Raw genomic sequence first — 24,636 nt, 5'->3', positions numbered from 1 at the left:
TTAGTAATGAATGTTCGATGATACATGTTTCTTTCTTGCTCCCCAGATAATCAGCAGGAACAACAAGGATACGAGTGCGGCCGAAAGCCAGAAAATGCGGATGGCGGAGAAATCGTAAACAGGATTGCCATCGACGATAGCCTTACGCGACTCTATCAGGAAACCACTGACGACGTCCTGTAAGCCGGCTGCTGCATAACTGGCTATGCCGATAACTCCTACTGCCGCGCCTGTGGCTTCTTTGGGAGCGATATCTATGGCCATAAGTCCGCCAAGAAAACACAGCAGGATACCGATAGATATACCGAACAATATCATCGAGATGATATCCAGTATTTCGCACTGCCGTGGCCCGAAGAGGAATAATGCCAATGCTGCCAGATTAAGCAAACTTGACAGGCAGGCCGGTATGGTCCGGTTACTGCGGAACATTTTATCGGAAATAAGGCCTGAGAATACTGTCCCTACAATGCCGCAAACCGAACTGACGGAAACGAGTGTACTGGCTGTTACGATGTTGTAACCCTTTTCTATCTCGAAGTAGTACACTCCCCAGCTATTTACGGCATAACGGCTGATATACATAAATGCGCTGGCGAGTGCCAACATCCATATCATCGGGTTCTTTAAGACTTCGGCCTGTTTATGTTTTACAGTCGAATCCTTTGGCTGGCTGGTCGAGCCGGGCAATCCGGCTTTCCATTCGGGAGGTGCCGGTTTTAGGAAAGTAAATATCAGGGCAACCCCTATGGCTCCCAGACATGCGGCGCTCATAAATCCCCACTGCCATCCCAAGGCACCGACAATGAATGAAGTGAAAATAAAGGTAAGCGCCTCTCCTATGTTGTGGCTCGCGCTCCAGAAACCGTATACTGTGCCACGTTCTTTCTCCGTAAACCAACGGTTGAGTGCTATGACGCTGCACGGACCGCCTACCGATTGAAACCAGCCGTTTAACGCCCAGAGTATGACAAACGCCCAAAAGGGTACGGCAAAGCCGAGTGCGGCATTTACCAAAGTTGCCACAAAGAGGCCTCCTGCCATCAGATAACGTACATTTACTCTATCTGCTAAGAATCCATTTACAAATTTACCGATTGCATAGGTAAAGAATAGGGCGGAACCGATGATTCCTAACTCTGTTTCTGTAAGGTATCCGGCATCTACTATCGGTTTCTTGACAACGTTCAGGCTTAGCCGGCAGACGTAAAACAGGCCATAACCCAAAGTTGCTGCTGCAAATACAGCCCATTTGGTCCGGTTATATTTATTTTGTTGAGTATGGTTCATCGCTCTATTTCTTAATGATTTTTTGTGACCGGATATTTTGTTCCGAGATACATCTTATGATGTAGATTCCTTGCGGCAGATCGGATACATTGATCGCTTCGGAGAGAGAGGTCAACTTACGGTCTTGCACCAGTTGTCCCTGAGCCGATATGATTTGAAGCCGTATTTGGGGTGCTCCGGTTATGCCTTCGATAAAGAATTCATTTTCTACCGGGTTAGGATAGATTTGCAGGCTGCTCTCTTCAGCTTTTGTGAAACCGGTACCACCGTTGGAGGCAATTTGTAGTGTGCAGGAGGATACCGAGGTATCTCCCAATTCATCAGTGCCCTGTATTGTTAAGGGGAAAGAGCCGTTTTCCAAAGGAATACCCGACAGGTCGCCTTGTACTGAGAGGGATATGCCGGCCGGCAAATTACCGGATAGCAATTGATAAGTCACTTTTCGTGATCCGCCCCGATGGTAGATACAATTACGGTAAGCGATGTCTTCTTGTGCCGGTATCACATGGTCGGTGAATATACGGATATGTGGATAAGAGGTTAATGCAATGTTGTTGCCCGTACCGGTTGCGTCCAATGGAAATGCTGTTGTGCCGGATAGGGTAAGATTAGTCGTATGATACGTAATGCCATATTCATCGGCTTCTTTAAAATTGGTCAGAATGAATAGGCGCGTTTCATCCGCATCCGGCATAAACAGCAGGTCGGTTATCTCCTCCTCAGTTTTATTACCGAAACGTTTTACGTTCAGCACCCGGTTTTCCGGAGAGAGTTTGATCAGAAAAGCATCTTTAGCTCCTTTGTCCGGAAGATTGTAACGGTTGTCACCGGACGGATTGAAGACGACCTTTCCCGTGCAATAACCTCCGGCATATATTTCGTCGTTGTCATTGATATATAGGGCATTGATCATTGTATTTTTGCTTGTGGAGGTTCCTCCGGCTGTGTATATAGACGAATAGCTGCCGTCCGGATTTAGCAGGATACATAATGCATGTTGTACGCCTGCGGATGTCGTGGCTTGTACAGACGAGCCGATTGTAAGTTCTTTGCTTGTTGTAGATCCGGATAGGGCAATCTTACCGTTATTCATGCATGCCATGTCGGATAGGGATTCGTTTCCTGTCCCGATTATCGGGCAAGTCCATAATTTCTTTCCGGATGTGTTGAAACGGCTCGCAAATAGGTTTGTATCGCCTGTCATTGTTCCCCTGCATGTTCCGGCAAGAATAATGTCCGTTCCATCGGTCGCTATCTTTTCTGCCGAAGCAGATGCATATTCGCTTTCCGAGATTTTCCACAGTTGCTCTCCGGACATTGAATAGGCAGCCAGAAAATATTGTTCTCCAGAATTCCCACAGAGATACAATGTATGGTCGAGCAATACAAAATCTTTCAAGATGAGATCCGTACGTTCTGTGAGTGACACAGGAACGGATAGGACACCTTCCGGAGAGATGGAGTGCAATTTTTCGTTTCCGTCTGTCCCAGTGAGCAGCCATAATGTTCCGTTCTCGTCTGTTGCAGCCGATCTGACCTGTGACTCGTTTTCAATCATACTCAGATGCTCACGAATGCCTTCGACCGAATAGCGGGCTACGAAGACAGTAGGAAGGACGGATGTTAGGTCGGTTTGCGTATCGGTAATGAGTTCTCCGTTGAATTCTCCGGTCAGCCAGATGCTTCCTTTATCCGATATGATTTTACGTCCGTATGTGGTTATCGTACTTCCTAAATGTTGCACAGTCTCGGGCGGTTGCGCATGAGATACGGTACAGGTAAGAAGTAGAATGATGATTAGGATTCTGTTCATGATATACATGTCATAAAGAAAGGGATGCCCGGACATTGCACCGGGCATTTTCCCCATGGGTTAATATTAATAGACGCTTGCCTTGTATACGGACTGTTTGCCTGAGATGCTGTCTTCCATTACTACTGTATAGATACCGTTTTCCAGAGAATAACGTTCGTTGCCTTGCAAACGCTCTTGTTTTACCAGTCTGCCGGAAAGGTCGAATATCATTACCCGGTAGCTGGATGTGCCGGTTAATATCTCGATAGCGCCGTGGTCTCCCCATACCCTGACTGCCTCCTGCCGGTAATCTTCTAATCCGGTACCGGTAGAGACGTTGAGAAGGTACTCTGCAAATCCCGTATTTCCATCGGCATCTTTCATACAGACGACAATCGGATAGCTTCCTGTGACGGTGCTTGTACCGCTTAGTTCCCCGGTAGTCGGGTTTAGGGTGAACCCTTCGGGGAGTGTGCCGCAATATAATGTAAATTCGGCATCTCCATTTGCATTTTCGGCATTGATTATCTGGCTGAATGCTGTTCCGGGCACTGCATTCGGCAGGACGGCAGGTGTGGCGTAGATCTGCTGATAACACAATAGGGCGACACTGTATGCAGTACCAATGGTCGGCACTGTAATGGGATCACCGAATAGATTGACAGGAGAAGCCGTAGCACCGCTACGGGTGGATACCATGTCGGCTACGTACAAGATGCCTTCGTTGCCTACCGCCATTGCCATTGCTCCTTCCTTGGTTGCATCTCCCACACGGTGTCCTATCAACACTTCCCCTTTCGACGACAGTTTCATCAGATACATATCCTGTCCTCCTTTAGCTTTAGAAGGGAATTGTTTCGCTTCATCTTCTGCATCCGGATTGAAATAATATGTGCCGAAGGTTGTACCGGCATTCCATATCGAACCGTCCTTTTCGATGGCAATCGTTTTCACATCGGTCGGTTGGTTGCTACTGCCTGCTATATAATTCCATTGATAATTTCCATCGGTGTCGAAAGAAATAATGAGCATGCTGTTCCACGTTCCCGTAGTGTCCAGAGTTTTCATAAGGATACCGGGAGCATTATCCACCGCAAGGTCTTCGCTTCGTATCACTCCACCGATTACCACTTGATGGTTGGCTACATCCATTGCATTGATATCATCCAACTTACTGCCCTTTAGGCTGCGTGCCCAGACCATACTTCCGTCGGCTGCATATTTCACAAGGAAATTATCGGTATTTTCTACAGAAGTTGCTGTCATGGACTGTGTTTCGAATTGGATGGTCCCGCTAAATGTACCGACTGCATAAATATCTCCCTTTTCGTCTATGGAAATAAGATTTCCTGTCCCGGTGCCGTTTCCCGACATGGTTTTTGCCCAAATCAGATTAGCATTATTGTCGTATTTAGCAATGAAGAAGGCGAGTTCGGAATTGCCGGATGAGATTTCGTGTTCACCTCCGTTCATTTCTATGTTTAAGTTTCCGGTGAAAGCTCCCGTGATGGCAAAACTGCCGTCGTTTGGATTTACCGCTATACTCTTGATGACAGGCTCTATCCCCGAAGTGGTTCCTTTTAGCCAGAGAGGATTTCCTGTGGCATCGTATTTGGCGATGAAGAAATCTTTATAGTCGGATTCTATTTTTAATGTTTCGGTGATCTCCGCGTCCGATTCGAAGTTACCTGCCACAAATGAATTGCCCGATGCATCTGCAGCAATACTTTGTACAAGGATCGAACCGGAAGAGCTTTTGATTGATGAGGCAAATACACATTGATTGTTCGGGGTAAATTTTGCGACATATGCATCCATTACCATTGAGGCTCCCGTTACCTCCTTATTTCCGATTGTCATTTCTGCTCCGGTAAAGTTTCCTGTGAGGTATGCATTGTTATCAGTGTCTATCGCCATGCTTTTTGCAGAAGTTTCTGTATCGGCGATACCAAATTGACTGTTCCATAAATATTTCTGGGAGAAACCGGTTAAACAGTTCATTACCAGTGCTGTGAAAAGGAATACTTTTGTTCTCATAATTGTAATGTTTTTAATTTATAGGTATAGCAAGGGCCAACAGAGAGGGTTGACTCCCTGCGGAAAAGTTTTTAAATAGAGGTTATCCGGATCTTAGTATCCGTCGTTCTGATACATCCCGGATGGGTTTATAGATACTTCCCGCCACGGTATAGGAAGCAATAAATCACGCTTGGAACATCCTTGTACCGATTTGTCATTTAAGAATTTTACTAAATCGTCCGGTTTATAGAAACGGAGAAGGTCGAACCAACGATGATTTTCGAAAGCCAACTCGATACGTCGCTCATGCAAGATGACATCCTTTATTGTCGGGTAGTCGTTTTTGTAAGATTCCGGGGCCTGCTCATAGGATTTGAGTTTGGCACGGGTACGGATCATATCTATATAGGTTATGGCTTCGGGTTCGAGTCCGAGAGCTTCATTTACTTCGGCAAGCATCAGGATGACATCGGCATAACGAAGTACGATCCAGCAAGAACCGCCACGTCCTTGGGAATCTCCCAAATCTACATATTTGTTTACGTAAGGGGTAGTTCCATATGTTTTATAGGAGACGACTTTGCGCATATCGCCGGTTTCATACTCCTGAATCAGGTCGTTTTCCGGAATATTGTCTCCCAAACCCTGTGATTGCGAAATGATTCCTGTGGCGCTGAGAGGTTGGAAATTTTTAGCAAAATAAGAGCCTTCGTCTGTTCCTTGCAGATACATTACTTGAAAGATGATTTCGTTGCAGGTAATATTGGCTACTCCGAATACTTTGCCGTATGCAATGTCTTTCAGTTCTCCGAATGGCCGTGCACTATAAGCGGCATCGAGAGCCTCTTTTGCCAGTTGGAGGTAATCTTGGGTAGCGCCGTTGTTCAGTCGTTTGGCCATTGTGAGGTATACTTTACCTAATAAAGCATATCCGGCCGTTTTTGAGGCGCGTCCGAAGTTGGGATTACTTCCGTCAAATCCCCAATTGTCGGGCAGTTGGCTTTGTGTTACGAATTTCAGGTCTTTTACAATGAAATCATAGACTTCCGCTATCGGGCGCCGTCCGTATTTGAGGACTTCTGCTTCACTGTTTAGTTGCTTGTCTACGATAGGAACATCTCCGAACAGTTGCGACAGGTTGTAGTAAGACAAGGCACGTAAGAAACGGGCTTCTGCTTTGTACTGGCTTTTCTTTTCGTCGTCCATCGGTACATTATCGATATAGTCGAGCACTACATTGCTTCGGTGGACACAGGTAAACATTCCGTACCAGGCCCGTTGTACCTCTGCATTACTGGATGTAAGGTTGTATACATCGAAATCATTGTATATGCCCGAATTGGCTGTTTTGGATGCCAAAGTCGTATTGTCGGATCTGATTTCGGTCCAGTAGTACATGTTGTTGTAATAGTTTGTTTTTAATCCGTCGTAGGCTGCGTTTAATGCCTGATACATATCGTTTTCCGTTTTATAGAAATCGTTTTTGTTCAATTTGTCGGGATCCGAACGGTCCAGAAAGTCACAGGAAGTAAACCCGATAATCAGGTAGCCGAGGAGGATTATATTCTTTATTGATTTTATTCTTTTCATAATGCAGCTTTGTTTTTAGAATGATAATTTACAACCGAAATTATAAGCTCGTGAGAGAGGGTAAGTTCCCCAATCGAAGCCGGGCATCAAATTACCCGATTTATAACTTACATCCGGATTATAACCGATATAATCGGTGATCGTAAACGCATTATCGATGGAGGCAAAAAGCGATACACCCCTTAATTTTATTTTTTCTACCCATTTCTGAGGCAGGTTGTAATTTAAGGTTATGTTAGTGCAACGGAAATAGGATGCATCATTTACCATGTAAGATGAAACTCCATAAGTGTTTTTGTTGGTAGTGGCAATGTTGGCACGATACATGGCCGGATCAGGGTTGGTTACGGAGTTGTAACGGTCGGCGGCCAATGCAAACTGATTGCAGGTGCCTTCCATGTTCAGGAGATAGTAATTCTGGAAACTGATGACTTGTGCTCCTTGTACACCGGAGAAAGAGGCGCTCAGGCTCACTCCTTTATAGCTGATGTTGGTGCTGAAGCCGTAGGTGAAGTCGGGGTAGTTGTCTCCTAATATTTCCCGGTCGTCATCCGTAATTTTACCGTCATTGTTTACGTCTTTCCATTTTGCATCTCCCGGCTGTACATTTTCATAGTTCCATACGGCCGGACCGGTCAGTTGGTAACCTTCTTCACCGATGTGTTGTTTGTCTACCAGAATACGTTGATACTCTTCTTCCGAAATGACTCCGAGACTATTCAGGCCATAAAAAGAACCGATCGGCTTTCCAACCATGGTAATGTGGCTGATGGCACTTCTTTCTCCGATACTGACAATGGATTGAGAATCGGGCAACGAGAGTACCTTGTTCCGGTTCAGAGAAAGGTTTGCACCGACATTCCAGGTGACAGGGCCGGTTAAAATACGTCCGTCGACTTGTATGTCAAAACCGGTGTTGCGTATTTTGGCATTGGATAGATTCGATTTATATTGTGTCGCTCCGGCAATGGCGGATATCGGTTTGTTGAACAGCAGGTCGTTCGAGATACTGTTATAATAATTGGCGGACAGTGTGAGACGGTTTCTCAGAAAACTCAAATCCATTCCGACATTATATTGGTCTGTTTTTTCCCATCCTAACAGATTGTCGACGAAAGCGCTCGGATAGCGGGTTGGTACTATCTGCCCCCCTAATACGTAACCGCCTAAATTACTCATGTAGCCTACATGTTCGTAATTGCCAATGTTGTTATTACCGCTGATACCCCAGCTAACTCTCAATTTGGCACCGAAGTTTTCGCCGATATGGTTGGTCCAGAATTCTTCGTTCGACAGGTTCCATCCCAAGGCAACAGACGGGAATATTCCCCAGCGATTGTCCTTTCCAAAACGGGAAGAGCCGTCGCCGCGTAACGAACCGGTGAATGTATAGCGGTCTTTCCACGAATATACCACACGTCCGAATACAGACATCATGGCCCAGTCGAATTTGTCGGTATCTCCCCAACTGTCTCCGGGAGCTGTGCCGTGGGCACTTAATTCCCGAATGGTATCGTCTACAAAGTTACGGGCCCCGATGGAAGAATTGTCGTATACTTTTTCTTGCATGGAATAACCACCCAGAATATTGATCCCGTGATCTCCGAATGTGCGGTTGTAATTAAGCGTTGCTTCCAGTATCCAGTCGAGATTGGTCTGTGTGCTGTAGGAAGCACGTGAGAGCCGTTGATCGCCTACATATCCGCTACCTGCCGTTGTCCCGTCGGTATTCATAATGGTGCCTCCGACTGTAGACGGACGGTAGTAGCTTTCTGTTTGGGATATATACTGCATTCCGGAATACACTTTCGCTTTTAGCCCCTTTATAACTTCCAGTTCGAGATAGCCGGAAACAGAAGACATGTATCTTTTCTGATAATCTTCAATCTCATGTGCTAAGGCTACCGGATTCTCGGCCGGTGCTACCGAATATTTCTTTGCATACTGCATTTGTTGGTCTACGGCATACGAGCCGTCTGTGTTGTACACCGGAAATTGTGGGAACATGACAAGGGCGCTCATGATGATACCGTCATTGTAATGGCGGCCTTCGGCCTGTACAATCCGGTTTTTCGTATAGGAGGCCGCAGTATTGACACCTATACTTAACCGGTCGGTCAGCTTGCCGTCGATGTTGAAACGTGTTGTGAACCGGTGGTGATAAGAAGGAGCGATGATACCGTCCTGTTCCATATATCCGGCACTGGCCATGTATCTGATGCGGTCACTACCACCGGTAATGTTCAGATTATGTTTCATTATAGGAGCCGTGGAGAATATGGCATCCTGCCAGTCTGTGTTATAAGCCGGTTCTACAGGTTGTCCTGTGGTGAAATCAAAGAAGATGTCCGGTATCTGGAAAATTTTTCCACTGGTTGCCCCGGCTACGGACATGCGGTATTCGTTGTTGTGTAACGGATTGTATTCTTTTCCGTTTTTGGTACACCAGTCGCGATAGGCATTGTTGGCGCATTCTATCGATAAGTCGCGCATACCATAAGCATCCAGCATTTTTATTTTGTGATCTACCTGTTGAAAACCATATTGAAAATCATACTCTACTTTTGCACGTCCGCTGTTTGTACCCCGTTTGGTGGTTATTAAAACAACACCTCCGGCAGCACGTGAACCATATATAGCTGCAGATGCTGCGTCCTTTAGCACTTCTATGGAAGCTACATCGTTCGGATTGATATATACATCTTTGGATGTCGGAAATCCGTCGACTACGTAAAGCGGTTCCGAGCCGGCATTGATGGAGCTTACCCCACGGACCCGCAGTGATAAACCTTCGCCCGGACTTCCCGATGTCTGTTTGATCTCGACACCGGCAGCGTGACCTACCAGCGCCTGTTCGAGTGTCGGTGTGGTGATACTCAGATCATCCATCTTTATGCTGGAGATGGCACCCGTCACATCTGTTTTACGAACTGCACCGTATCCGATTACCACAACCTCGGAAAGTACTTTGGTATCTTCAGACATTACGATCCGCATCGGTTCTTTGTTTTTTACCGTCAGTTCTTTCGATGTATAGCCCAAATAAGAAAGCACGAGAATGTCTCCTTTTTCGGCTGTTATGGTGAACTCGCCGTCCATATTCGAACTCGTTCCTTTAGTGGTGCCTTTGATCAATACATTGACGCCTATCAGAGGAAGATTGTTCTCGTCATAAACAGTGCCGGACAATGAGAAGCCTGCTTTCTCTTTTTTTTTCTGAGGAGGTTCCTTGATATAAATATAAATACTTCCGTTACGCACCTCAAAATTTACATTGGTTTTTTGAGAGAGTTCGGCGAGTACCTCTTTTACATCTTTCCCGGATGCTTGTACCGAGACTTTCACTGATAAGTCTGTAAAGCTGCCACTATATGCCAAGCGCAGCTTGGATTGTTTGGCAACGTCGTTTAATACGTTTTTTAAAGGTACGTCTTTGTACCGTACCGATACCTTTTGAGCATAAAGTATCCCTGTGCTAAAAAGGAATAGCATGGCTACTGTACCTCTTAGAACGAATGAATGTGATTCTTTTTTAAGAAAATTTAAAAAACGAATCCTTATCACCCGTCTTCTGATAAAAACTGGCAAAATTTTCATACTTTTGTTTTGTATTTTATATTATAAAAATGAAACTGGTAGTCAATGGAAGGGCCCTATTCCTTTATTGGCTACCTCTTTTTATTTTCTTTTGTATATTAGTATCTTGTCGTTGATTTTTTCATACCTGACCGGAGAGATGCGGGTCAGATCTTCCAATATTGAATCTAATGGCATGTTGTTGAAAGATATTGTGTATATGGAGCTTTCCAAAGACGGATCCATTAATACAATTTCTTTATTGAACTTGCGGGATAGTTCTTTCGAGATATGATCCAGGCGGGTATCTGTAAAATACAGGCTGTTTGTTTTCCAGCCCGAGTAGTCGGCGGCATTTTCGAGAGTACGTTTATGCATTGTCCCGTTTTTCTTTTCATAAACGATTTGTTCTCCCGGAAATAGCTCTAAAGCTCTTCCCTGGATATCACTGACCCGGACATGGCCTTGATTTAAAGTAGTCGTGATATCCGATTCGTCATTGTATGCTTTGATATTGAATTTTGTTCCCAACACTCTGATGTCCACTCCCGAAGTGTGTACTGTGAATGGACGAATCTTGTTTTTGGCTACTTCAAAATAAGCTTCTCCTTCCAACTCTACTTCGCGACTGAATAATTTGAATCCGGGCGTGTACTTTAACCGGGAGTCGGCGTTCAGTATGACTTTGGTGCCGTCTTGAAAGATAATTGTTTGGATATCTCCTTTAGGAACATATATTTCGGCCAGACGGGGAGATTGTGTCTGGTTGTAATACATGTATCCTCCGGTGGCTAATAATAAAATAGCCGGTATCCATATGGCAATACTGCGCAACCACCATCCGATTGTCGGTTGAAAGCGTTTCTTGTTTTTTTCTGTTGGAATCTCGATATGAAGCGGTTGTATCTCTATGGATTCTGAGCTATGCAGTTCCTCTCCGGACAGAATACGGGCTACATCCTCGTCAATTACTTCCGATAGATAACGTTGCCCTTCTTCGGTACCGAACCATCGACGTATTTCTGCTCTCCGGTCGGGTGACAAGGCATCGCATAAATAAAGGCGGATGTCTTCGTCGGTAATTGGATGATGGTTTTCTGTTGTCATTTTATTAGTTTTAAGTGGCAGAGAGAAAAACGGTTTGCTCTTGCGTTGTATATAGAGTAAAATCTTGGCGAAAGAAAGTATTACTCAACTCTTGATGTTTAACTTTTATAAACACTTCGATGCGGGTGTAATCAAGAAAGAGAGGCGCTGAGCAACACCATGCAAATACAGATAAAGTCTTTTTCGTTGAGACTTTCACGCAATGACAATATAGCTTTGTAATAGGATACCTTTACCGTATTTACGGTAATGTTGAGTTGCTGGGCTATCTCGGCATTGGAAAGTCCTTCGAAAATTTTCATTTGGCAAATGCGGCGCTTTTGTGGCGGCAATAAGACCAAGGCTTTCCGTATAGCTTCATCCCGTTGTTTTCTGTACAGGGTTTGTGTGATATTCTCCTCTTCAAAAAGCGGCATTCCCAATATGATTTCTTCTTTCTTCTCGAGGGTTAACTGATGGAATTTATATGTGTTTAATAAGTGGTTTTTAAGGATTCCATACAGATAAGGTTCTACTCCTTGTTCTACGTCAATCTGGGTGCGGGTTTCCCACAATCTCATGAATGAATATTGTACGGCATCCTCTGCCATTTCTTTTGATTTCAGATAACGCAATGCCAGTAGAAAGAATTGCCGGTGACACTTTACGTATATTTTAGAAAAGGCAGAATGACTACCATTGATAAGTAATAAAACTATTTCTTTGTTTATCTTTTCCATTTCTAAATTTATTGAAGTATTCTGATTGAATATGGCTACGAAGTTAAACAAAAAATCTAATATTCTTTATGCCGGTATTGAATTTGTGTATGAGCCGGTTATCCGGTATGCCAACTTTTCATCGCAGTTTTATATACATTGCATTTGAGTTACATTATCTGTTAAAAGACCTCAAAGAAACTACCTTGCGTCACTTTTTATTTGTTTCTTTGCACCAAATTCGGGTGAAGTGCGGTCTTGTGACTCAATGCCGCACTTAATTTATGGCAATAATCAATGAATAAACTCTCTATAAATGCTTGTCCGCTATGCGGTGGCACGCACTTGAAGCGTGTCATGACTTGTACGGATTTCTATGCATCGGGTGAACGGTTCGATGTGATGTCCTGCGAAGATTGCGGATTTACTTTCACGCAGGATGTTCCTGTAGAAGCAGAGATAGGGCGTTATTATGAAACTCCCGATTACATTTCCCATTCCGATACGAAAAAAGGCGCAATGAATGCCATTTACCATCAGGTGCGTAAGTACATGTTGGGCAAGAAAGCGCGTCTGGTAGCCAAGGAATCCCATCGTAAAAGAGGACGTCTGCTCGATATGGGTACGGGGACAGGCTATTTTGCCGCGACGATGGAACAACGCGGATGGAAAGTAGAAGCTATCGAAAAAAATGCCCAGGCACGTGTGTTTGCCAAAGAGCACTTCGGACTGGAAGTGAAAGGAGAGAAAGCCTTGCAGGAGTTTGAGCCCGGCTCGTTCGATGTGGTTACTTTATGGCATGTGATGGAGCATCTGGAGCATCTGGATGAAACGTGGGAATGTCTTCGCGGGCTTTTGTCCGATAGAGGTGTGCTTATCGTAGCTGTACCTAATTGCTCTTCTTACGATGCCGGTAAATATGGTGAGTATTGGGCAGCGTATGACGTACCCCGTCATCTGTGGCACTTCACCCCGGTCACTATACAGCAACTTGCTTCCAAGCACGGATTTATCATGGCAGCGCGTCATCCGATGCCGTTTGATGCTTTTTATGTATCGATGTTGAGCGAGAAGCATCGGGGAAGTTCGTTTCCGTTTGTGAAAGGAATGTGTACCGGAGCGGTAGCATGGTTCAGTGCGTTAGGTAAGAAAGAACGTAGCAGTTCGATGATTTATGTATTTAGAAAGAAACGCTGATGAAGAATAAAAACAAAAATAATTCAGTCTCCTATTTCGACATGCAATTCATAACGTCGAGCATCAGTACGACGTTGGTATTGTTGCTGTTGGGGCTTGTCGTGTTTTTTGTTCTGGCGGCGCACAATCTTTCCATCTATGTCCGGGAGAATATTAATTTCTCCGTTCTTATCAGCGATGATATGAAAGAGGCCGATATTTTGAAATTACAGAAAAGACTGGATAAAGAACCGTTTGTGAAGCAGACGGAATATATTTCTAAAAAACAGGCTCTCAAAGAGCAGACCGAAGCAATGGGAACCGATCCGGAGGAGTTTTTAGGATACAATCCTTTTACGGCTTCCATTGAAATCAAATTGCATTCCGATTATGCCAATTCCGACAGTATCGCCAAGATAGAGAAGCTGATAAAGAAAAACACCAATATTCAGGAGGTGCTTTATCAACGTGAACTGATCGATCTGGTGAATGAAAATATCCGGAACATAAGCTTGGTGCTCCTGACTTTGGCAGTGGTGCTCACGCTTATTTCTTTTGCTTTGATAAATAATACGATACGCTTGGCTATTTACTCCAAACGCTTTCTTATTCATACCATGAAGTTGGTGGGAGCCAGTTGGGGTTTTATCCGCCGTCCGTTTTTGCGGCGGAATATATGGAGCGGTGTGCTGGCCGGTATTATGGCCGATGCAATTCTGATGGGAACAGCGTATTGGCTGGTTTCTTATGAACCCGAACTGATTCGTGTGATAACGCCCGAGGTGATGTTGCTGGTATCCGGTTCTGTTCTGGTATTTGGTATTATTATTACATTCCTGTGTGCTTACCTGTCCATCAATAAATATCTGAGGATGAAGGCAAGCACCCTGTATTACATATAGTCTGAATATGCAACATAATATAAACATTGTAATTTCAATCGTAAATTGTAAATCGTTAAATCGTAAATAACATCATGGCTGACAAACAGAAATTTGCTTTTGATAAAACTAACTTTATATTACTCGCCATCGGAATGGCGGTAGTAATTATCGGTTTTATCCTGATGACGGGACCTTCTTCTACGGAGACCGTTTTCGAACCGGATATTTTTAGTGTGAGAAGAATTAAAGTAGCGCCGGTCGTTTGTTTCTTCGGCTTTATTTTTATGATATATGCAGTATTGCGCAAACCCAAAACTAAAATAGAAGAATAAGAATGGAATGGTTTGAAGCTCTTATCCTCGGTCTCATTCAAGGACTGACGGAGTATTTACCTGTGAGTAGTAGTGGTCATCTGGCTATTGGCTCTGCTTTGTTCGACATCAAGGGAGAAGATAATCTGGCTTTCACGATTGTGGTGCACGTGGCTACTGTGTTCAGTACTCTTGTGATCCTTTGGAAAGAGATCGACTGGATTTTTCGTGGATTGTTCAAGTTCGAAATGAATGCCGAAACCCGTTATGTGATAAATATCCTGATTTCGATGATTCCTATCGGGATTGTAGGCGTGTTTTTTAAGGATTATGTAGAGGCTATATTTGGCTCGGGGTTGTTGATTGTGGGTTGTTGTTTGCTTGTAACGGCTCTTCTGCTTACGTTTTCTTATTATGCGAAACCCCGCCCGAAAGAGAATATATCCATGAAGGATGCCTTTATCATTGGTCTGGCTCAGGCATGTGCCGTGCTTCCGGGACTTTCCCGTTCGGGCTCGACGATTGCTACCGGCCTTTTATTGGGTGATAATAAAGCGAAATTGGCACAATTCTCTTTCTTGATGGTGATCCCTCCCATTTTGGGCGAAGCTTTGCTGGATGGGATGAAGATGATGAAAGGTGAAGCTGTGGCAGGGGATATTCCTGCTCTTTCATTGATCGTGGGTTTTATTGCCGCTTTTGTTTCCGGTTGCCTGGCCTGTAAGTGGATGATCAATATTGTGAAGAAAGGGAAGCTGATTTACTTTGCCATTTATTGTGCCATAGCAGGTACGGCTACATTGGTATTGAGTCTTTTGAATTAAAAAGCATTAGAGCTTTTTCTTACGAAAAAGTAATCTCAATCGTAAATCGTAAATTGTCAAATCGTAAATAAATAAGCAAGCATTTGAACTTTAAAGAAGGAGAAGTACTTTTTTTCAATAAGCCTCTCGGCTGGACGTCGTTCAAAGTGGTAGGTCATGCACGTTATCACATTTGTCGGAGGATGAAAGTAAAGAAGTTGAAAGTCGGTCATGCCGGTACGTTGGATCCGTTAGCCACAGGGGTAATGATTGTCTGTACCGGTAAGGCGACCAAAAGAATAGAAGAGTTTCAGTATCATACCAAGGAGTATATTGCTACCATACAATTGGGTGCCACTACTCCATCGTACGATCTGGAACATGAGATAGATGCCACCTACCCGACGGAGCATATCACTCGCGAAATGGTAGAAGAAACATTGAAGCAGTTTTTGGGAGAGATACATCAGGTTCCTCCTGTGTTCTCAGCTTGTAAAGTAGATGGTAAGCGGGCTTACGATCTGGCACGCAAGGGAGAAGAGGTGGAGTTGAAGCCGAAGCTGCTTGTGATCGATGAGCTTGAATTGCTGGAATGTGATCTGGTGAAGATGGAAATAAAGATACGGGTGGTTTGCAGCAAAGGTACTTATATCCGCGCTCTTGCCCGTGACATCGGAGAGGCGCTCCATAGTGGTGCTCATCTCACAGGATTAGTACGTACCCGTGTGGGGGAAGTAAAATTAGAGGATTGCCTTGATCCCTTGACGTTTGCCGAGTGGATAGACCGGCAAGAGATTGAAATAACAGAAGATAATTAACGTAAAGAAGAATAGATATGAAACTGTCACAATTTAAATTTAAGTTACCAGAAGACAAAATTGCTTTGCATCCGACGAAGTACAGAGATGAGTCGCGTCTGATGGTGCTCCATCGTAAGACGGGGAAGATAGAACACAAGATGTTTAAGGATATCTTGAATTATTTTGATGATAAGGATGTGTTTATCTTCAATGACACGAAGGTGTTTCCGGCACGCTTGTACGGTAATAAGGAAAAGACCGGTGCACGTATCGAAGTTTTTCTGTTGCGCGAGTTGAATGAAGAGCTCCGTTTGTGGGATGTGCTGGTAGACCCTGCCCGTAAGATCCGTATCGGCAATAAGCTCTATTTCGGTGATGACGATTCGATGGTGGCTGAGGTGATCGATAATACCACTTCGCGTGGCCGTACCTTGCGTTTCCTTTATGACGGCCCTCATGACGAGTTTAAAAAAGCTCTTTATGCATTGGGTGAAACGCCCCTGCCGCATTCTATTATCAACCGTCCGGTGGAAGAAGAAGATGCTGTGCGTTTCCAGTCTATTTTTGCTAAGAACGAAGGAGCGGTTACTGCTCCTACCGCCAGCTTGCACTTTAGCCGTGAGCTGATGAAGCGTATGGAAATTAAGGGTATTGATTTTGCTTATATTACGCTGCATGCCGGTTTGGGCAACTTCCGTGATATCGATGTAGAAGACCTTACGAAACATAAGATGGATTCGGAGCAGATGTTTGTGACCGAAGAGGCGGTAAAGACTGTAAACCGTGCCAAGGACCTCGGAAAGAATGTTTGTGCCGTGGGTACTACTGTGATGCGCGCCATCGAAAGTACGGTCAGCACAGACGGTCATCTGAAAGAGTTTGAAGGTTGGACGAATAAGTTCATCTTCCCTCCGTATGAGTTTACGGTAGCCAATGCCATGATATCCAACTTCCACATGCCGTTATCCACCTTGCTGATGATTGTAGCTGCTTTCGGCGGGTATGATCAGGTGATGGATGCTTATCATGTAGCGTTGAAAGAAGGGTATCGTTTCGGTACGTATGGAGATGCGATGTTGATTATTGACTGATCACTATTTTTATGGTTTATTTGGGGCTTGGCACCAATTTAGGTGATAAAGAGCAGAATCTCCGGATGTCTGTAAAAAAAATAGAAGAGCGGATAGGGAATGTTGTTTCTCTTTCCGCTTTTTATGCAACTGCTCCTTGGGGTTTCTCTTCTGAGAATAGTTTTCTGAATGCGGCAGTTTGTGTAGAAACGACTCTTTTGCCTTTGCAGGTACTTGAGGAAACTCAGAGGATAGAGCGGGAATTAGGGCGGACTGAGAAATCGGTAAACGGCCTGTATGCCGATCGTTTGATAGATATCGACTTGTTATTGTATGACGATAGGGTGATGGACGCAGAGGGTCTTATCCTCCCCCACCCTTTGATGACCGAACGTCGTTTTGTAATGGAACCTTTATCGGAAATTGCTCCCGATGTGGTACATCCGGTATTGCACAAAACAATGAAAGAACTTTTTATTTCTTCTTTCTCTCCGCAATAAATTGCGGCAGGTAAGCAATGCATCCTATTAAGGCTCCATACAGATATTGTGCATTGATAGGCAAACGACATAATAGATTCCTATTCTCACTTTGATATATACTAATTTCATATCAAGTTAATTTAAAAAAACTGCTCATAGATTTTTATGGAAAGTAATAAGCATAATTCCACACAAGATCATTTATGTGTTTTGGAGCCCATTTATTTATTGTCTGGCCGGACACATGTGTTTGTATGTAGTATAAAATCGTTGTCATTATAAACTTTCTCCCCTCCACAGTGGATGTATATCCTATTTCATAATTGCTTGCGGGAAGTAGACCGCATTCGGGGGAGGGACGGTCGAAAACACGAAAATCGGCATCACTTTGAAAATGAATGGTCGTTGTTACCCATACGCGCCTAAATAAATATAATACATAAGGTTCCACTCCTAAAATTTTAGCAACTTCGGGAGCAAATATAGTTTTTTCTACAGGTCCTTGTTCAAACGATGCGTAACCATGACAAGAATCTTCAAATAAATGTCCTTTGGGTAGTATTGATGCCGTTATGATAGTTGTTGTGGAATCCGAGATAATATTTAAATTATCGAATGCATTTATTTGGTCTAAAGAGTTGGATAAAGTCATATCTATATTTGTGTTTATAGAAGAATTAACATCATCAATTATATCACTTGTACACGAGTAAAACATGCTTGTACCTAATAAAAATATAATAAATAAAATCTTCATCATAATAAGGTGATTCTTAGAAATTAGAAAATAATTCGATAGTATCTTGCTGCTGTCGAGAGAGGTGAGATAATTATACTAAATTGGCTTAATCCAATGTTAATATGGAATAATTGAATTCATACCCCTTATGATTGAAAAAGAAAGGATATTTTATACTAAGATATGTAGTTGTATGATTGACATCTTCATATAATATAGTCAGAAGATTTGTAAGCATAAGAAACTGTGTTCCTGATGAATTTGTATATGATTCATATCCTCTAGCGCTATAGCCATTTCTTTTTGACGGTCTTAGACCACATAGAGGAGATTCCAATTGAGCTACTATGTCAGATGGTCCAAGGTTTACAAATGGTTCAATATATCTCCACTCGCATATATATGTTTTATTTGAACTGATATCCAACTCAGAGCCAGTTACCGCATTTATTTCATTTACTAGACTTGCGCTGAATTTTGCTTTGAATTGACTGTTGGCTATAGGATAACTGGTAGCTTCATATATGGTATAATCTTTAACAGTTGCTCGTGTTGAAACGTTATGGGTATTTGCTTTTGCCTTTTTCCAACCCTTGTGCTCTAATTCAAAAGCTTTCGCTTGGGATACTTTTTCTAACAATGCATTAATGTCATCCATGTTATCAATGAAAAAAACTGTCGTGTCAAGATTTAACTCTATTTTCATCCGTATATCATCCGAAACAAGTTCACCTTTTGCCATAGGAGTATCAATTTTGGTTGGGTCAAATTCGTTGTCACATGATGTTAATCCCGTACATATTATAATTGTCACTATTAAAGCTTCTTTGATGTCTCTTTTCATGTTTTTAATCATTAGTTAGTAAGTAATAATTCCACTGCAAATCTTCAGGTAAACACGGTACATATTTATTAAGTTGAGCACCGTTATATATGCTAAGCACATAGAAGATATGAGTTCTCAATATGGTTGGATTTCCTTCATCAAGAATCCTATAACCTCTATTTAAAAAATCGGTAATTTCTTGATAGTCATCACTCATAACAGGGGTCATTCCACATTTAGGAGATGTTTTCCCTCGATAGAATCTTGCACCATTAGTATTGATGTCTTTTTCTACAAATAGCCAATTATATACGTAAGTGGTATACGGTACTAGTCCAATAGCGTCAGCAAATACAGGTTCAAACATTGTAATCATATACCTGCTTTCGGTTATTCTTGTATAACCTATTGCTGTGTAATCTTGTAATTTATATGGTATAATATCATCTGAAGATTGTTGAATAGGTTCTTCAAATTTTATTCCACTTAGTTCATAAAGTTCTTTAAAACTACCTACGATCGGTATAGGACTACTGGATTCCACAGATGTAGAATGTTTTTTAATGTTGTCATCCTCATTGGCACACGAAAATAACATAATACCTGAAATTAATAATAATAATTGTTTTTTCATATGGTCTTTTTTTTGAGTTAATTTATTAAGTTGATTTGATATGTGTTTATATCTAATATACTACCCGTCGGTGGCAATTCGTCATTATATATAGAATGGAAAGTGAACATCGTATCAATAATTTGATTACCGTTATTGTAACCTTGTATTCTGATTTTTAATATTTTCCTCTCTTCTTCTCTTGCAATTATATCAATACCGAAAGTCACTATTTCAAGTTCATTTTTTGATTTATCAAAAAATAAAAAGTTAATTTCTTTCTCGCCCGACTCAAAATCGGTGTTCCTCAACTGACATGCGTTTCCTAGTTTATTGTATTCTCCATCATATAATATGGATGTACCGGATGATGTGCTCATTGTAACACCGAATAAGTCGAAATTCTCAAAATCATTATATGTGGAGATTTTGATTTTACATAAATTCGGTATTTCTAAACTTTTAGTGTCTTGTTTACATGAAGTCATAGACCAAAGAAGTAAATATAGTATTGATAAAATATTTAATATTTTCATAATTAAACTGCGTGTTCAAATGAAAAATCGAAATGATATAAAGCAGTAGGTAGATAATTACTGTTAGTAGGCAGACATGGATATATTTTGTCTAATCAATTGTGGATATAAAATTCTCCTTCTAATATACCTTGTGGAGAAATAATTTCAATTATATATTTTCCTGGTTTATTTTTGGGTAGTTCAATAGAGAGTGTATCATTAGTTTTAGCATCCATATTTTGTTGATAAATAACTTCTCTATCTATGCTTAGAATTTCAATCGTGGCATTTTCTAATGGTTCGTTAATTTTGCTAACAAGCCACCTTTCCAAGCCATTTCTACTTCGACACTTTCAGAGGTTAATTGTCCTTTACCTGTGAGGATGATTACTTTTGTCGGCACTTTTGGCTGAGCATGCATTAGCATATTTACATTTACAACTAATGCAATAATAATAAAAATAATTTTTTTCATTTTTTGTTATTATAATTGTTTATGGTGCAAATGTAGAATGAAATTTAAATGGTTACAATTAAAAAGTGTGCGAAGTCTGTTCTGCGTAATTATCACATTATCAGTAATGTATAAATATAAAATGTGCTAAACCTATTATTTGTTTTTTTCTTTTGTGGAAAAAATGTATTCAAATAGTTCTATGGAGCAAAAAGATTCTATTAATCTTTTCTTTATTCGGGCTTTTTGTGAGCGAATAGCATCACTTGTGACACCACGAATAAATGAGCATTCTTTGGTGGTAAATTGAGCTAAAGCTAAACAACACAAAAGGCAGTCGTCTTCCGGCATGTTAGTGAATGCTTGCAAATATTGAACGAATGTATGATATCTTTTATTTATTACGTCTAAGAGTTTTTTTTGTTCTTTAGTTGTTAACAATGAAGGGTCTTTTCTGAAATGTATTTTCATTTCATTATAGAGTTGTGACTTCATGAAATCTTCACTGCACTCGATTGCATGTATTTTTATGTCATTAACAATTCTGTTTTGTATTAACGACAATTTTTGTGTTGCTTCGGTTTGGGAGAGCTTGATTGCTTGTCTTTCTTTTTCCTTGGCATATATAGCCAATTTTCGTTGTAACTCGTTTGTTTCTTCAGTATACTTCTTTATTTCTTTTTCTTTGGCTCTTTCATGATTTTTGAGTTTTATTTTGTGGGTGGATATTGTTATTAGGAATGTGATAGATGAAAGAAATAAAATAAAGCCCAGTCCCACTATTAAATTATTATTTTTCTTCTTGATGATGTTATCAGTGAGATAATTATTCTCTGCTGATTGAATTAGGTCTGGGTGATTGGCTTCTTCTATCGAATCTCGAATTGTTGTAAAATGGCTAAGATAATATGCAGAATCCGGTTTATTCAATAGGCTTGAAAGTTTATAGAGCATATAATAGCAACCGGTTCGGGTGTTAAGGTTATCACACTGGGTTCCAATGGTGTAATAATAGAGTGCAGAATCATATTTCTGCATTTGATACATAATATCAGCTCTTGCGAAACTATTAATATACTTGCTTGTACTATCCATTGTTATATTCAATGCTCGGGAGTTATGTTCTAATGCTTTTTTAAACTGTTTTAGTTCAAAATAGGCATTAGAGATATTATTGTGAATACGAACGACTTCTTCTTTGTCATTTATTGACTTGGATAGTAGTAAAGCTTGAGATAAGTAAATCAATCCTGAATCGGGTTTGGAGTTGTATGTATAACTTTTCCCGATACCTCTTAGGGATTTGGATTTATTTGTTTTATCAGATGATAACTGGGTGTATTTTAGTCCTAATTTATATGCTGAAAGAGATTTATTAAATAAATAATGTGATAAATATAAGTCTCCTAACTGATTATAAATTATTCCGGTTAACTCTATGTCCTTTTGAGTGGCAGATTGTTTTATGGCTCTTTGATACATAATTACCGCAGAATCGGGCAGCATTCTTTTTTCCATTTTCTTTCCTTGTTCAAACAGTGTGATAGCTGACTCTTTATCCATGTGACAAGAAAATAAAGTGACTGATATTAAAGTGCTTATAATACACTTTGCAATTGGTTCGCCAATTCTGTTCATGATTTTTGTATCTTATAGTTTTTATTTGTGTGTGGGTTATTCGTCTTATTGAGTGCGTCTAATACTACCTTTAGATTAATGTTTGCAAAAACAATGAAAGAACTTTTTACTTCTTCTTTCTCTCCGCAATAAATTGCGGCAGGTAAGCAATGCATCCTATTAAGGCTCCATACAGATAGTGTAGTTCTGTAAAAGGCTTGTGCATCGACAGGCAAACGACATAATAGATTCCTATCGTCACCCCGATGTATATCAGCAGAGTTATTACTCTTTTCAGTCTCTTCTTCATACAAAAATGATGTTAATGTGCAGCAAAGTTAGTAATTAATCAGAAATAATCTCTACCTTTGTCTTCCGAAATGAAATGTGGAAAGATTTGAGTAGCTTGCAACCACAGAAAAAAATGCTAAAACAACATTCCTTTCTGTGTCTTTTGGCGTCTCTACTCATCTTATCCCTGTTTCATAAATCATAATTTATAAATCATAATTCTAATTATGGGATATTTATTCACATCCGAATCGGTGTCTGAAGGACACCCCGACAAAGTGGCCGATCAAATATCGGACGCTGTGCTTGACAAACTGTTGGCTTACGACCCCAGTTCGAAAGTAGCTTGCGAATAGCTTCGTTTTCATTCTTTAATTATTCATTCTTTAATTTAGAAGTATGGGATATTTATTCACATCCGAATCGGTGTCAGAAGGACACCCCGACAAAGTGGCCGATCAAATATCGGACGCTGTACTTGACAAACTGTTGGCATTTGATCCCAGTTCGAAAGTAGCTTGCGAAACCTTAGTAACTACCGGACAGGTGGTACTTGCGGGAGAAGTGAAAACCAGTGCTTACATTGATTTACAGCTTGTTGCACGCGAAGTAATCAAGAAAATCGGTTATACCAAAGGCGAGTACATGTTCGAAAGTAACTCGTGTGGTGTATTCTCTGCCATCCATGAGCAGAGTGCCGATATCAACCGTGGTGTAGAACGCGAAGACCCGATGAATCAGGGGGCGGGCGACCAGGGAATGATGTTTGGTTATGCTACGAATGAAACAGAAAATTACATGCCTCTTTCTCTTGATTTGGCACACCGTATCTTGTTGGTACTGGCAGATATCCGTCGCGAAGGAAAGGAGATGACTTACCTGCGTCCTGATGCTAAGAGTCAGGTGACTATTGAATATAACGATAATGGCAAACCCGTACGTATCGATACGATTGTGGTGTCTACTCAACATGATGACTTTATACAGCCGGCAGATGATTCTGTGGAAGCTCAATTGAAGGCTGATGAGGAGATGCTTGCGATCATCCGCAAAGATGTAATCGAGATTTTGATGCCCCGGGTGATCGCTTCCATTCATCATGCCGATGTGCTGGCATTGTTTAATGATCGTATCATTTATCACGTAAATCCGACGGGCAAGTTCGTGATTGTCGGTCCTCACGGTGATACCGGTCTTACCGGGCGTAAGATTATCGTAGATACTTATGGCGGTAAAGGTGCGCACGGTGGTGGTGCCTTCTCCGGAAAAGACCCCAGCAAAGTGGACCGTAGCGCTGCTTATGCAGCCCGCCATATTGCCAAGAATCTGGTGGCTGCCGGTGTAGCCGACGAGATCCTTGTACAGGTGTCTTATGCGATTGGCGTAGCCCGTCCGATCAATATTTATGTCGATACTTACGGACGTAGCCATGTGAAGATGAGCGATGGCGAAATAGCCAAAAAGATTGACGAATTGTTCGACCTTCGCCCGAAGGCTATCGAAGAACGTCTGAAGCTGCGTAATCCGATTTATAGTGAAACAGCAGCTTATGGCCATATGGGACGCGAACCGCGTGTCGTTACCAAAACTTTCACTTCCCGTTATCAACCTTCCAAGACTGTTGAAGTAGAGCTCTTCACTTGGGAGAAACTGGATTATGTAGATAAGGTGAAAACCGCTTTCGGTTTGTAATCAGCGTAGCTTTACAGCTATTTATTATAGAGAGCCGTCCTCCCGTGCATCATGCAACGAGAGGCGGCTTTCTTCTTTTTGTAAATTGGATATGTAATTGTTGTTTGATTGTTCTTGTGTTCAGCAGTATAGTGTCTGCTAAACTATTGTAATATAGTATATGTCTGAATGGATATATGTATCTGGGGCAGAATTTGTGTAGTGTACTGAATAAGTTGACACTTTCTAAATCAAAAAAAAGTATGTCAACCAAAAGAAAACCTCACAGAAAGTTTACAGAATTGG

The 24,636-nt window shown here is 41.8% G+C and carries 23 protein-coding genes and 1 pseudogene; 9 read left to right on the top strand and 15 right to left on the bottom strand.

All coding sequences use genetic code 11. The features are described 5' to 3' along the window. The 7 genes from QVP90_RS16920 to QVP90_RS16890 form a co-directional block, all read right to left on the bottom strand. A complete protein-coding gene (locus QVP90_RS16920; RefSeq protein ID WP_021937077.1) occupies positions 1 to 1,290 on the bottom strand; it encodes an MFS transporter in 1,290 nt (429 codons plus the stop codon). Between the two features lie 4 nt (positions 1,291 to 1,294). Next, positions 1,295 to 3,103, bottom strand: coding sequence for a T9SS type A sorting domain-containing protein (locus QVP90_RS16915; protein WP_264381014.1), 1,809 nt, complete (start codon positions 3,101 to 3,103; stop codon positions 1,295 to 1,297). A gap of 66 nt (positions 3,104 to 3,169) precedes the next feature. Further along, positions 3,170 to 5,122, bottom strand: coding sequence for a putative Ig domain-containing protein (locus QVP90_RS16910; protein WP_021937075.1), 1,953 nt, complete (start codon positions 5,120 to 5,122; stop codon positions 3,170 to 3,172). Between the two features lie 93 nt (positions 5,123 to 5,215). Next, positions 5,216 to 6,694 carry a RagB/SusD family nutrient uptake outer membrane protein gene (locus tag QVP90_RS16905; protein ID WP_005927937.1) on the bottom strand — a complete coding sequence of 493 codons (1,479 nt, stop codon included), beginning with the start codon at positions 6,692 to 6,694 and terminating at the stop codon, positions 5,216 to 5,218. Positions 6,695 to 6,709: 15 nt separating this feature from the next. Further along, positions 6,710 to 10,186, bottom strand: a complete 3,477-nt coding sequence (locus QVP90_RS16900) for a SusC/RagA family TonB-linked outer membrane protein (protein ID WP_224203617.1) — start codon at positions 10,184 to 10,186, stop codon at positions 6,710 to 6,712. A gap of 186 nt (positions 10,187 to 10,372) precedes the next feature. After that, complete coding sequence (locus tag QVP90_RS16895; RefSeq protein WP_021937073.1) at positions 10,373 to 11,377, bottom strand: FecR family protein; 1,005 nt, start codon at positions 11,375 to 11,377, stop codon at positions 10,373 to 10,375. 131 nt (positions 11,378 to 11,508) lie between these two features. Next, positions 11,509 to 12,096: an RNA polymerase sigma-70 factor gene (locus QVP90_RS16890; protein WP_221659823.1), complete on the bottom strand. Its 588-nt coding sequence runs from the start codon at positions 12,094 to 12,096 to the stop codon at positions 11,509 to 11,511. A 276-nt stretch (positions 12,097 to 12,372) separates the two neighbouring features. Between QVP90_RS16890 and QVP90_RS16885 the strand changes: the two genes are divergently transcribed. The 7 genes from QVP90_RS16885 to folK all read left to right on the top strand — a co-directional run bounded on the left by QVP90_RS16885 (position 12,373) and on the right by folK (position 17,619). After that, complete coding sequence (locus QVP90_RS16885; RefSeq protein WP_021937070.1) at positions 12,373 to 13,272, top strand: class I SAM-dependent methyltransferase; 900 nt, start codon at positions 12,373 to 12,375, stop codon at positions 13,270 to 13,272. Beyond that, positions 13,272 to 14,153 carry a cell division protein FtsX gene (locus QVP90_RS16880; protein WP_021937069.1) on the top strand — a complete coding sequence of 294 codons (882 nt, stop codon included), beginning with the start codon at positions 13,272 to 13,274 and terminating at the stop codon, positions 14,151 to 14,153. Before QVP90_RS16885 ends, QVP90_RS16880 begins: the two co-directional genes overlap by 1 nt. A 74-nt stretch (positions 14,154 to 14,227) precedes the next feature. Then, complete coding sequence (locus QVP90_RS16875) at positions 14,228 to 14,467, top strand: DUF3098 domain-containing protein (protein WP_005927915.1); 240 nt, start codon at positions 14,228 to 14,230, stop codon at positions 14,465 to 14,467. A gap of 2 nt (positions 14,468 to 14,469) precedes the next feature. Further along, complete coding sequence (locus QVP90_RS16870; RefSeq protein WP_021937068.1) at positions 14,470 to 15,270, top strand: undecaprenyl-diphosphate phosphatase; 801 nt, start codon at positions 14,470 to 14,472, stop codon at positions 15,268 to 15,270. An 83-nt stretch (positions 15,271 to 15,353) separates the two neighbouring features. Next, on the top strand, positions 15,354 to 16,067 hold the full coding sequence (truB, locus tag QVP90_RS16865) for a tRNA pseudouridine(55) synthase TruB (RefSeq protein WP_005927909.1): 714 nt from the start codon (positions 15,354 to 15,356) through the stop codon (positions 16,065 to 16,067). Between the two features lie 17 nt (positions 16,068 to 16,084). After that, positions 16,085 to 17,140, top strand: a complete 1,056-nt coding sequence (gene queA, locus QVP90_RS16860) for a tRNA preQ1(34) S-adenosylmethionine ribosyltransferase-isomerase QueA (RefSeq protein WP_005927906.1) — start codon at positions 16,085 to 16,087, stop codon at positions 17,138 to 17,140. Between the two features lie 11 nt (positions 17,141 to 17,151). Beyond that, a complete protein-coding gene (gene folK / locus QVP90_RS16855) occupies positions 17,152 to 17,619 on the top strand; it encodes a 2-amino-4-hydroxy-6-hydroxymethyldihydropteridine diphosphokinase (RefSeq protein ID WP_021937067.1) in 468 nt (155 codons plus the stop codon). Positions 17,620 to 17,764: 145 nt separating this feature from the next. Here the strand turns inward: folK and QVP90_RS16850 are convergent, their stop codons facing one another. The 8 genes from QVP90_RS16850 to QVP90_RS16815 all read right to left on the bottom strand — a co-directional run bounded on the left by QVP90_RS16850 (position 17,765) and on the right by QVP90_RS16815 (position 22,678). Then, a complete protein-coding gene (locus tag QVP90_RS16850) occupies positions 17,765 to 18,361 on the bottom strand; it encodes a hypothetical protein (RefSeq protein ID WP_007479519.1) in 597 nt (198 codons plus the stop codon). Between the two features lie 85 nt (positions 18,362 to 18,446). Next, a complete protein-coding gene (locus QVP90_RS16845) occupies positions 18,447 to 19,184 on the bottom strand; it encodes a hypothetical protein (RefSeq protein ID WP_021937066.1) in 738 nt (245 codons plus the stop codon). 4 nt (positions 19,185 to 19,188) lie between these two features. Next, positions 19,189 to 19,800, bottom strand: coding sequence for a hypothetical protein (locus QVP90_RS16840; RefSeq protein WP_055293951.1), 612 nt, complete (start codon positions 19,798 to 19,800; stop codon positions 19,189 to 19,191). 17 nt (positions 19,801 to 19,817) lie between these two features. Next, a complete protein-coding gene (locus tag QVP90_RS16835; protein WP_264381015.1) occupies positions 19,818 to 20,315 on the bottom strand; it encodes a hypothetical protein in 498 nt (165 codons plus the stop codon). A 95-nt stretch (positions 20,316 to 20,410) separates the two neighbouring features. After that, a complete protein-coding gene (locus tag QVP90_RS16830) occupies positions 20,411 to 20,629 on the bottom strand; it encodes a DUF3244 domain-containing protein (protein ID WP_224203621.1) in 219 nt (72 codons plus the stop codon). Continuing rightward, positions 20,590 to 20,772, bottom strand: coding sequence for a hypothetical protein (locus QVP90_RS16825; protein ID WP_021937063.1), 183 nt, complete (start codon positions 20,770 to 20,772; stop codon positions 20,590 to 20,592). Before QVP90_RS16825 ends, QVP90_RS16830 begins: the two co-directional genes overlap by 40 nt. A 135-nt stretch (positions 20,773 to 20,907) precedes the next feature. Continuing rightward, complete coding sequence (locus QVP90_RS16820; RefSeq protein WP_021937062.1) at positions 20,908 to 22,389, bottom strand: tetratricopeptide repeat protein; 1,482 nt, start codon at positions 22,387 to 22,389, stop codon at positions 20,908 to 20,910. 106 nt (positions 22,390 to 22,495) lie between these two features. Then, entirely contained in the window at positions 22,496 to 22,678 is a 183-nt protein-coding gene (locus tag QVP90_RS16815; protein ID WP_005927901.1) for a hypothetical protein, read from the bottom strand. 208 nt (positions 22,679 to 22,886) lie between these two features. Here QVP90_RS16815 and QVP90_RS16810 point away from each other — a divergent pair. Further along, positions 22,887 to 23,012, top strand: a pseudogene (locus QVP90_RS16810) (S-adenosylmethionine synthetase N-terminal domain-containing protein); the annotation flags it as partial. Between the two features lie 46 nt (positions 23,013 to 23,058). Continuing rightward, positions 23,059 to 24,351 carry a methionine adenosyltransferase gene (gene metK / locus QVP90_RS16805; protein ID WP_021937060.1) on the top strand — a complete coding sequence of 431 codons (1,293 nt, stop codon included), beginning with the start codon at positions 23,059 to 23,061 and terminating at the stop codon, positions 24,349 to 24,351. The last annotated feature ends 285 nt before the right edge of the window (positions 24,352 to 24,636 follow it).

It is taken from the genome of Bacteroides sp. CAG:189 (genome assembly GCF_000432295.1).
In the GTDB taxonomy this organism is placed as follows: Bacteria; Bacteroidota; Bacteroidia; order Bacteroidales; family Bacteroidaceae; genus Bacteroides; species Bacteroides salyersiae.
Note: the sequence above shows the minus strand (reverse complement) of the source record. Positions and strands in the feature narration are given on the sequence as shown.